9 protein-coding genes are annotated in these 9,396 nt (G+C 69.6%); 5 read left to right on the top strand and 4 right to left on the bottom strand.

Annotated features, from left to right (window positions below):
• On the top strand, window positions 1–846 hold an 846-nt coding region (locus tag VNT59_RS05220; protein WP_325497262.1), incomplete at its 5' end, for a uroporphyrinogen decarboxylase family protein.
• A 350-nt stretch (window positions 847–1,196) separates the two neighbouring features.
• Entirely contained in the window at window positions 1,197–3,242 is a 2,046-nt protein-coding gene (priA, locus tag VNT59_RS05225; protein ID WP_325497263.1) for a replication restart helicase PriA, read from the top strand.
• Window positions 3,243–3,325: 83 nt separating this feature from the next.
• Here the strand turns inward: priA and rsmI are convergent, their stop codons facing one another.
• Entirely contained in the window at window positions 3,326–4,234 is a 909-nt protein-coding gene (rsmI, locus tag VNT59_RS05230) for a 16S rRNA (cytidine(1402)-2'-O)-methyltransferase (protein WP_325497264.1), read from the bottom strand.
• Here rsmI and VNT59_RS05235 point away from each other — a divergent pair.
• From VNT59_RS05235 to VNT59_RS05245, 3 genes are read left to right on the top strand one after another with little or no spacing between them, the layout of a single operon-like run.
• Entirely contained in the window at window positions 4,234–4,626 is a 393-nt protein-coding gene (locus tag VNT59_RS05235; RefSeq protein ID WP_325497265.1) for a YraN family protein, read from the top strand. The genes rsmI and VNT59_RS05235 overlap by 1 nt on opposite strands.
• A 60-nt stretch (window positions 4,627–4,686) precedes the next feature.
• On the top strand, window positions 4,687–5,286 hold the full coding sequence (locus tag VNT59_RS05240) for a phosphoheptose isomerase (RefSeq protein ID WP_325497266.1): 600 nt from the start codon (window positions 4,687–4,689) through the stop codon (window positions 5,284–5,286).
• On the top strand, window positions 5,283–5,957 hold the full coding sequence (locus VNT59_RS05245; protein WP_325497267.1) for a BON domain-containing protein: 675 nt from the start codon (window positions 5,283–5,285) through the stop codon (window positions 5,955–5,957). The genes VNT59_RS05240 and VNT59_RS05245 overlap by 4 nt, the downstream gene beginning before the upstream one ends.
• Window positions 5,958–6,142: 185 nt before the next feature.
• On the opposite strand, the gene VNT59_RS05250 is transcribed toward VNT59_RS05245, so the two are convergent.
• The 3 genes from VNT59_RS05250 to VNT59_RS05260 all read right to left on the bottom strand — a co-directional run.
• On the bottom strand, window positions 6,143–7,045 hold the full coding sequence (locus VNT59_RS05250; RefSeq protein WP_325497268.1) for an NAD(P)-dependent oxidoreductase: 903 nt from the start codon (window positions 7,043–7,045) through the stop codon (window positions 6,143–6,145).
• A 176-nt stretch (window positions 7,046–7,221) separates the two neighbouring features.
• Window positions 7,222–8,358 carry a PilT/PilU family type 4a pilus ATPase gene (locus VNT59_RS05255; RefSeq protein ID WP_325497269.1) on the bottom strand — a complete coding sequence of 379 codons (1,137 nt, stop codon included), beginning with the start codon at window positions 8,356–8,358 and terminating at the stop codon, window positions 7,222–7,224.
• A gap of 83 nt (window positions 8,359–8,441) precedes the next feature.
• A partial coding sequence (locus VNT59_RS05260; protein ID WP_325497270.1) for a type IV pilus twitching motility protein PilT occupies window positions 8,442–9,396 on the bottom strand: 955 nt, incomplete at its 5' end.

The following is a 9,396-nucleotide window of genomic DNA, read 5'->3' on the forward strand; positions in this document are numbered from 1 at the left end:
GCCATGGGCCTGGGCCTGAGTTTCGCGCAGGGCGAAGGGCCGCGCTTCGCCTCGCCGGTGCGCGACGAAGCCGCCGTCCAGGCGCTGCGCGTGCCCGACCTCGAGCAGCTGCGCTATGTCTTCGACGCGGTGACGTCCATCCGCCGGGCGCTGAACGGGCGGGTGCCGCTGATCGGGTTTTCCGGCAGCCCGTGGACGCTGGCCTGCTACATGGTCGAAGGCGCGGGCTCCGACGACTACCGGCTCGTGAAGAGCATGTTGTACGGCCGCCCCGACCTGATGCACCGCGTGCTGCAGGTCAACGCCGACGCGGTGGCGGCCTACCTGAACGCCCAGATCGAGGCCGGCGCGCAGGCCGTGATGATCTTCGACAGCTGGGGCGGCGTCCTGGCCGACGGCGCCTTCCAGGACTTCAGCCTGGCCTACACGGCCCGGGTGCTGGCCCAGCTCAAACGCAGCCACGAGGGCGCCCTGATCCCCCGCATCGTCTTCACCAAGGGCGGCGGCCTCTGGCTCGAGGAAATGGGTGGCCTCGACTGCGAGGTGCTGGGCCTGGACTGGACCGTCAACCTCGGCCGGGCCCGTGCGCTGGTGGGCGGCCACAAGGCGCTGCAGGGCAACCTCGACCCCAACGTGCTGTTCGCGCCGCCGGCGCAGATCGCAGCCGAGGCCATCAAGGTCCTGGACAGCTTCGGTGCGCCGCACGTCGGAGCCGGCACCGGCCCCAGCCAGATCTTCAATCTCGGCCACGGCATCAGCCAGCACACGCCGCCCGAGCATGTGCAGGCCCTGGTCGAGGCGGTGCGCTCGCATTCGGTCCGGCAGCGCGCGGCGCGAACCAGTTGAGCGCGCGCTGTCATCCGTAATTTCCCTAGGCGGCACCGAGCAATTTCTCTGCCAGAAGCGCTACTTATGCACAAAAGCGCTGCTGCGGAGCTGGTTTCAGTCGGCTCCCCGCTACAAAAGCCATAGCTGCGCTAAGTTATTGATTTTGCTTGTATTGCAGCGCGGCCATGGAGCCCGCCCGATGCGCCAAGGTGTTGATTTTTCAGCGAGACCGGGCGACATCGGGCCAAGTTTCAACAAAGTTATCCACAGAAAAACCCGAGGGGCCTGTACTTGTTCAAAATCAAGGACTTAAGCTCTGTTCCTGAACCCGGTCTGAACTTCCGGCGCTAACTCGGGCAGTTTCCACCGTGCCGCGCCTCGCCATCGTCGTCCCGACGCCCGCCCACAGTTCGCTGTCCGGGCCGCTGACCTACCTGAGTGAGCTCGCACTTCCGGCCGGCACGTTGGTTCGCGTGCCCTTGGGCCGGCGCGAGGTCCTGGGCGTGGTGTGGGAGCCTGGCGCCGCCGGCGCGGCGCCGGTCCATCACGGCGAGGAAAAAGCAATCGCCGGCGTGTTGGAAGGCCTGGCCCCCCTCACGGCGGGCTGGAGGCAACTAGTTACGTTTTCTGCAACTTATTACCAGCGCTCGCTCGGCGAGGTGGCGCTGGCCGCCTTGCCGCCGCAGCTGCGCGACCTCACGCCGGTGCAGCTGGGCCGGCGCCTCAACCGCAAGGCATCGGCGCAAGCCGCGCCGGCCGCAGCCGGCCGGCCGCTGGCGCTGACGGCCGAGCAGGCGGCCGCGCTCGACGCGATCGAAGCCGGCGCCGGCACCTTCCTGCTGTTCGGCGCCACCGGCAGCGGCAAGACCGAGGTCTACCTGCAGGCGGTCGAGCGGCTGCTGGCGCGCGCGCCGCAGGCCCAGGCGCTGGTGATGGTGCCCGAAATCAACCTCACGCCGCAGCTGCACGAGCGCTTCGTGGCCCGTTTCGGCGCGGCGGTGGTGGTTGCCATGCACAGCGGCATGACCGCCGCCCAACGCCTGAAAAGCTGGCTGGCGGCCCACCACGGGGCGGCCCGGATCGTGCTGGGCACCCGCATGGCCGTCTTCGCGTCGATGCCGGCGTTGCAGCTGATCGTCGTCGACGAGGAGCACGACCCGAGCTACAAGCAGCAGGAAGGCGCCCGCTACTCGGCGCGCGACCTGGCGATCTACCGCGGCCGGATCGAGCAGGCCCGGGTGGTCCTGGGTTCGGCCACGCCTTCGCTGGAGAGCTGGCACGCGGCCGACAGCGGCCGCTACCGGCGGCTCGCGATGCCGACCCGCGTCGGCGCCGGTTCGCTGCCCGCCGTGCGCGTGGTCGACATGAACCTGCAGCCGAAGCAGGCCATCTTCGCGCCGCCGCTGCTCGACGCGATGCGCCAGCGGGTGGCGCGCGGCGAACAGTCGCTCGTCTTCCTGAACCGGCGCGGCTATGCGCCGGTGCTCGCCTGCGGCGACTGCGGCTGGAAGAGCGAGTGCCCCCACTGCAGCGCGTTCCGCGTGTTCCACAAGATCGACCGCACCCTGCGTTGCCACCACTGCGGCTTCACCGAACGGGTGCCGCGCCACTGCCCGGCCTGCGGCAATGCCGACATCGCGCCGGTGGGGCGCGGCACGGAACGGCTGGAGGAACATGTGGCCGACCTGCTGGCCGACGTGCGCCGTCCCGGCGGCGAGCCGGTGCGGGTCGCCCGGATCGACGCCGACAGCGTGCGGCTGAAGGGAGCGCTGGAGCGCCAGCTCGCGCAGGTGCATGCCGGCGACGTCGACGTGCTGGTCGGCACGCAGATGGTGACCAAGGGCCACGACTTCCGCGGCATCACGCTGGTGGCGGCGGTGCAGGCCGACTCGGCCCTGTTCTCCAGCGACTTCCGGGCGCCGGAGCGGCTGTTCGCGCTGCTGATGCAGGCAGCCGGACGCGCCGGGCGCGAGGCGGCCCGGGCGGACGCCAGCGAGATGTGGGTGCAGACCTGGAACCCCGCGCACCCGCTGTTCGGGGCGCTGCGCCGGCACGATTACCCCGCCTTCGCGGCGCAGCAGTTGAAGGAACGCGAGCAGGCCGGCATGCCGCCGTTCGGATTCCAGGCGCTGGTGCGGGCCGAAGCGCGCACCCAGGAGATCGCGCAGGCCTTCCTGGAAGCGGCGAGCGCCGCGGCGCGGCCGCTGGCGGGCGACCACGGCGTGGCCTTGTACTCGGCCGTTCCGATGAGCATCCAGCGCGTGGCCAATGTGGAGCGCGCGCAGATGCTGGTCGAGAGCGCTTCCCGCGGCGCGCTGCAGCGCTTCCTGGCGGGCTGGCGGCCGCTGCTGCACGCCACCCGCGAGAAGGGCCTGCTGCGCTGGGCGATCGACGTCGATCCGCTGGCGATCTGACCGGGGAGCCGCCGGGTTCGCTCGGGAACCCGGCGGGCGTCCCGAACGCCAGGGCGCATCGCAGCGGCGGGACCGCGCGCCGCCTACTCGGCCGCCGCCTTCATCCGCAGCGCCGCCTGGTACAGCTCGTTGCGCGGGGCACCGGTGACATCGGCCGCCAGCTTCACCGCCGTCTTCACGGGCAATTCGGCCAGCAGCAGCTTCAGCACCCGCAGCCCCTCGTCGCCTCGGGGCGCCTGCGGCATCGCATGCAGCACCAGCACGAACTCGCCGTGCGCGCGCTTCGGATTGGCGGCCAGCCACGCGGCCAGGCCGCCGCAGCTGACGCTGGCGATCTCCTCGAACTGCTTGGTCAGCTCGCGGCCCACGGTGACGGTGCGCTCGCCCAGCGGCGCCAGGCTGCGCGCCAGCGCTTCGATCCGGTGCGGCGCCTCGAGCAGGACCAGCGGCCGCGGCTCCTGCGCCAGCTCGGCGATGGCGGCGTCGCGCTCGCCGGCCTTGGCCGGCAGGAAGCCGCGGAACACGAAGGCGCCCCCCTCCTGCACCGCGCCGGCGACGCTCAGCGCCGCGGTGACGCTGCTGGCGCCCGGGATCGGCACCACGGCCAGTCCGGCCGCGCGCACCGCCGCCACCAGCCGCGCGCCCGGGTCGCTGACGCCGGGCGTGCCGGCATCGCTGGCATAGGCGACGCGCGCGCCGGCCTGCAGGCGGGCGATCACCGCCTGCGCCGCTTGCGCCTCGTTGTGCTGGTGCACCGCCAGCCAGTGCGCGGAAGGCCGATCGATGCCGTACGCGCGCGCCAGGGCCTGGGTATGGCGGGTGTCCTCGCACGCGATGGCGTCGGCCAGCTGCAGCACGTGCAAGGCGCGCAGGCTGATGTCGGCCAGATTGCCGATCGGTGTGGCCACCACGTACAACGCGCCCTGCGGATAATGCTGGGCAGCGGCCGCGGCGTGCGCGGCGTTGAGGGCCAACGAAAAGGAAGCGCTCAATGGAATTCCCCCGCAGGAAAGACGGCCCGGCCGCCACGACCAGGCAGGCGGGCAATGCCGCCGAAGATCGCGCGCTCGCCTACCTGCGCGCGGGCGGCCTGCAGCTGCTCGCCCGCAATTATCGGACGCCCGGTCGCGGCGGCGGCGAGATCGACCTCATCATGCGCGATGCCGCCGGCACCGTGGTGTTCGTCGAGGTGCGCCAGCGCGCCAGCCGCGACTTCGGCGGCGCCGCGGCCAGCGTGAGCCCGGCCAAGCAGCGCCGCATCGTGTTCGCCGCCCGCCATTACCTGCTGCACCATGGGGCGCCGCCGCCCTGCCGCTTCGACGTGGTGAGCGTCGAGGCCGACGGCGTGCAGTGGCTGCGCGCCGCGTTCGACGCCGCCGCCTGAGCGCCCGCGGCGCTGCCGCGGCACCGGCACCGGCACCGCGCACAGGTATCATCCCGACCCATGCTCGAACAACGCATTCAGCAGCATTTCATCGACAGCGCCGACCTCAAGTACCAGGCGGCGCAGACGCTCAGCAAGCCGATCGCCGCAGCGGTGCAGGCCATGCTCGCGTGCGTCACCAGCGGGGGCAAGGTGCTCGCCTGCGGCAATGGCGGCTCGGCCGCCGATGCCCAGCACTTCGCGGCCGAGTTCGTCGGCCGCTTCGAGCGCGAGCGCCCGGAGCTCGGCGCGATCGCGCTGACCACCGACACCTCGATCCTCACCGCCATCGCCAACGACTACGACTTCGAGCGCGTCTACGCCAAGCAGGTGCGCGCGCTCGGACAGGCCGGCGACGTGCTGCTGGCGCTGTCCACCAGCGGCAACTCCGCCAACGTGCTGGCCGCGATCGAGGCGGCGCACGAGCGCGAGATGACCGTCGTGGCGCTCACCGGACGCGGCGGCGGCAGGATCGCCAACGCGCTGCGCGAAACCGACGTCCACGTCTGCGTGCCGCACGACCGCACGGCGCGCATCCAGGAGGTGCACCTGCTGACGCTGCACTGCATCTGCGACGGCGTCGACGCCCAATTGCTCGGAGAACAGGAAACACCGACATGACCTTCCGTCCCATCCTCTCGCGCGGCGCGGCCGCGCTGCTGCTTGCCGCCACGCTCGGCGCCACGCTGTCGGCCTGCGCGCCGCTGGTGATCGGCGGCGCCGCCGTCGGTGCCATGATGGCGTTCGACCGGCGCACGTCGGGGGCGCAGATCGAGGACGAAGGCATCGAGCTGCGCGCCGCCAGCCGCCTGCGCGATGCCTTCGGCGACCGCGCCCACATCAACCTCACCAGCTACAACCGGCAGGTCCTGCTCACCGGCGAGGTGCCCAGCGAGCAGGCCAAGCAGCAGGCCGAGCAGATCGCGTTGAAGGTCGACAACGTCAAGGGCGTGGTCAACGAACTGGCGGTGATGCCGGCGTCGAGCCTGGCGCAGCGCTCCACCGACACGCTGGTCACCGGCAAAGTGAAGGCTTCGCTGGTCGACGACAGCAGCCTCTCGGTGGCGGCCTTCAAGGTGGTCACCGAGCGCGGCGTGGTCTATCTGATGGGCCGCGTGACGCAGCGCGAGGCCGAGCGCGCCACCCAGCTCACCCGCCACATCGACGGCGTGCAGCGGGTGGTGCGGATCTTCGAGATCATCAGCGAAGAGGAACTGCGGCGCCTGACGCCCAGCATGGGCGGCGCCGCCCCGGCCGTCGCCCCCGCCCGTCCGGCGAGCGCTGCCCGGTAACCCAACAGCCGAACGCAACGGGCGCCAAAGGACGCAGAGGACGCAGAAGAAGCCAGAAGAACGGAACGAAGGGGAGGAAAGCAACGTCTTTCCTATCTCTCTTCTTCTTTCCTTCCTGACTCCCTTGCGTCCTTTGCGTATCTCTGCGCCCTCTGCGTTCGGCTGTTGGGTTTCGGCTGTCCGGCTTACTTCAGCCGCGTGATCAGGCTCGACGTGTCCCAGCGCCGGCCGCCCGCCTGCTGCACGTCGGCGTAGAACTGGTCGACCAGCGCCGTCACCGGCAGGCGCGCGCCGTTGCGCTTGGCCTCGTCAATGCACAGGCCCAGATCCTTGCGCATCCAGTCCACCGCGAAGCCATGGTTGAACTTGCCTTCGATCATGGTCTTGCCGCGGTTGTCCATCTGCCAGCTCTGGGCCGCGCCCTTGCCGATCACCTCCAGCACCTGCGCCATGTCGAGGCCCGCCTTCTGGCCGAAGGCGATCGCTTCCGACAGCCCCTGCACCAGCCCGGCGATGGCGATCTGGTTGACCATCTTCGCCAGCTGGCCCGACCCGGCGGGGCCGAGCAGCGTGAAGGCGCGCGCGAACGCCATCGCCACCGGCTTGACGGCTTCGAACGCCGCCGCCTGGCCGCCGCACATCACCGTGAGCATGCCGTTCTGCGCCCCGGCCTGCCCGCCCGACACCGGCGCGTCGACGAACTGCAGGCCGTGCCGCTCGGCTTCGGCCGCCAGTTCGCGCGCGACGTTGGCCGATGCCGTCGTGTGGTCGACGAACACCGCGCCGCGCTTCATGCCGGCGAAGCCGCCCTCCGGTCCCAGCACCACCGAGCGCAGGTCGTCGTCGTTGCCGACGCAGCAGAACACGAAGTCGCAGCCTTCGGCCGCCGCCTTGGGCGTGGCCGCCGCCTTGCCCTTGAACTCGCCGGTCCAGGCCTGCGACTTGGCGGCGCTGCGGTTGTAGACCGTCACGTCGTGCCCGGCGAGCGCCAGGTGGCCGGCCATCGGGAAGCCCATCACGCCCAGGCCCAGGAAGGCGACCTTGCGCGGCGACGTGGATTCGTAGGTCTTCGGATTGGTGCTGGGCATTCGCGTTGTCCTCGAGTGATGGATGCGCGGATTCTAGAACGGCGCTCCTGCACGATCCCCGCAGGGGCACCGGCTGGGCGGAGCCGCGCGCAGCCAGCCACAACATGACGAAGGCCGGGTCTCCCGGCCTTCGTCATCCGTTCGGACGACTTCGAAAACGCGCAGCGTTTTCGAAGTCAGACAATCTGCAGGTGTTCGGTTCCGGCCGACAGGTCGGTGCTCTTGGCCCGCTGGCTGTTGAGCTTGATCTGCAGCCGCAGGTCGTTGAGCGAGTCGGCGTTGCGCAGCGCATCCTCGTAGGTGACCATGCTGGTCTCGTACAGGTCGAACAGCGCCTGGTCGAAGGTCTGCATGCCCAGGTTGCGGCTCTTCTTCATGATCTCCTTGATCTCGGAGACCTCGCCCTTGAAGATCAGGTCGGCGATCAGCGGTGAATTCAGCATGATCTCCACCGCCGCCGCGCGGCCCTTGCCGTCCTGCTTGGGCACCAGGCGCTGGGACACCAGCGCGCGCAGGTTGAGCGACAGGTCCATCAGCAGCTGCGCCCGCCGTTCCTCCGGAAAGAAGTTGATCACCCGGTCCAGCGCCTGGTTGGCGCTGTTGGCGTGCAGCGTCGCCAGGCACAGGTGGCCGGTTTCGGCGAACGCGATCGCGTGTTCCATGGTCTCGCGGTCGCGGATCTCGCCCATCAGGATCACGTCGGGCGCCTGGCGCAGCGTGTTCTTCAGCGCCGCTTCCCAGCTGTCGGTGTCCAGTCCCACCTCGCGCTGCGTCACCACGCAGTTCTTGTGCGGGTGCACGAATTCGACCGGATCCTCGATCGTGATGATGTGACCGTAGGAGTTCTCGTTGCGCCAGTCGACCATCGCCGCCAGCGACGTCGACTTGCCCGAGCCGGTCGCGCCGACGAGGATGCACAGGCCGCGCTTGGCCATCACCACGTCCTTGAGCACCGGCGGCAGGCCCAGCTTGTCGATCGTCGGCAGCACCTGCGGGATCACCCGCAGCACCAGCCCCACCTTGCCCTGCTGCACGAACGCGTTGACGCGGAAGCGCCCGATGTTCGGCGGCGAGATCGCGAAGTTGCACTCCTTGGTGCGCTCGAATTCGGCGGCCTGCTTGTCGTTCATGATCGAGCGGGCCAGCGCCATCGTGTGGGCGGCGGTGAGCGGCTGCGGCGACACCTTGGTGATCTTGCCGTCCACCTTCATCGCCGGCGGGAAGTCGCCGGTGAGGAAGAGGTCGCTGCCGTTGCGGCTGACCATCAGCTTGAGCAGGTCGTTGATGAACTTCGTGGCCTGGTCGCGTTCCATGGAGATCCTTTAGACAAAAGCCGCGCCGTCGGTCGCCGACGGGCCGGCACGACACGAAGTGAGAAGCGTCGCGGCCATTTCCGTCAGGCGCCCGGGAAGTTCTCGGGAATCTTGGCCTTGCCGCGCGCCTCGGACGCGCTGATCAGGTTGCGCTTGACGAGGTCGGCCAGATTCTGGTCCAGCGTCTGCATGCCGAACTGGTTGCCGGTTTGGATCGCCGAATACATCTGCGCCACCTTCGCCTCGCGGATCAGGTTGCGGATGGCCGAGGTGCCGATCATGATCTCGTGCGCCGCCACCCGGCCGTTGCCGTCCTTGGTCTTGCACAGGGTCTGCGAGATCACCGCCTGCAGCGACTCCGACAGCATGGCCCGGATCATTTCCTTTTCCTCGGCCGGGAACACGTCGATGATCCGGTCCACCGTCTTGGCGGCGCTCGAGGTGTGCAGCGTGCCGAACACCAGGTGGCCGGTCTCGGCCGCCGTCATCGCCAGCCGGATCGTTTCCAGGTCGCGCATTTCGCCCACCAGGATCGCGTCCGGGTCCTCGCGCAGCGCCGACTTCAGCGCCGCCGCGAACGACAGCGTCATGTTGCCGACCTCGCGCTGGTTGATCAGGCACTTCTTCGATTCGTGGACGAACTCGATCGGGTCTTCCACCGTCAGGATGTGGCCGTACTCGGTTTCGTTCAGGTAGTTGACCATCGCCGCCAGCGTGGTCGACTTGCCCGAGCCGGTCGGGCCGGTCACCAGCACCATGCCGCGCGGCTTGAGCGCCAGCTCGCCGAAGATCTTGGGCGCGTTGAGCTGCTCCAGCGTGAGGATCTTCGAGGGGATGGTCCGGAACACGGCGCCGGCGCCGCGGTTCTGGTTGAAGGCGTTGACGCGAAAGCGCGCCAGGCCGTCGATCTCGAACGAGAAGTCGACTTCCAGGAACTCCTCGTAGGCCTTGCGCTGCGTGTCGTTCATGATGTCGTACACCATCGCGTGGACCTGCTTGTGGTCCAGGGGTTCGACGTTGATGCGGCGCACGTCCCCG

It is taken from the genome of Ramlibacter sp. (assembly GCF_035554825.1).
Classification (GTDB): Bacteria; Pseudomonadota; Gammaproteobacteria; order Burkholderiales; family Burkholderiaceae_C; genus Ramlibacter.

Excerpts from the sequence above, each read along its gene's own strand:
- VNT59_RS05235 (WP_325497265.1), top strand. The coding sequence starts at position 4,234 with ATGGAATTCCCCCGCAGGAAAGACGGCCCGGCCGCCACGACCAGGCAG.
- VNT59_RS05240 (WP_325497266.1), top strand. The coding sequence starts at position 4,687 with ATGCTCGAACAACGCATTCAGCAGCATTTCATCGACAGCGCCGACCTC.
- VNT59_RS05245 (WP_325497267.1), top strand. The coding sequence starts at position 5,283 with ATGACCTTCCGTCCCATCCTCTCGCGCGGCGCGGCCGCGCTGCTGCTT.
- VNT59_RS05250 (WP_325497268.1), bottom strand. The coding sequence starts at position 7,045 with ATGCCCAGCACCAATCCGAAGACCTACGAATCCACGTCGCCGCGCAAG.
- VNT59_RS05255 (WP_325497269.1), bottom strand. The coding sequence starts at position 8,358 with ATGGAACGCGACCAGGCCACGAAGTTCATCAACGACCTGCTCAAGCTG.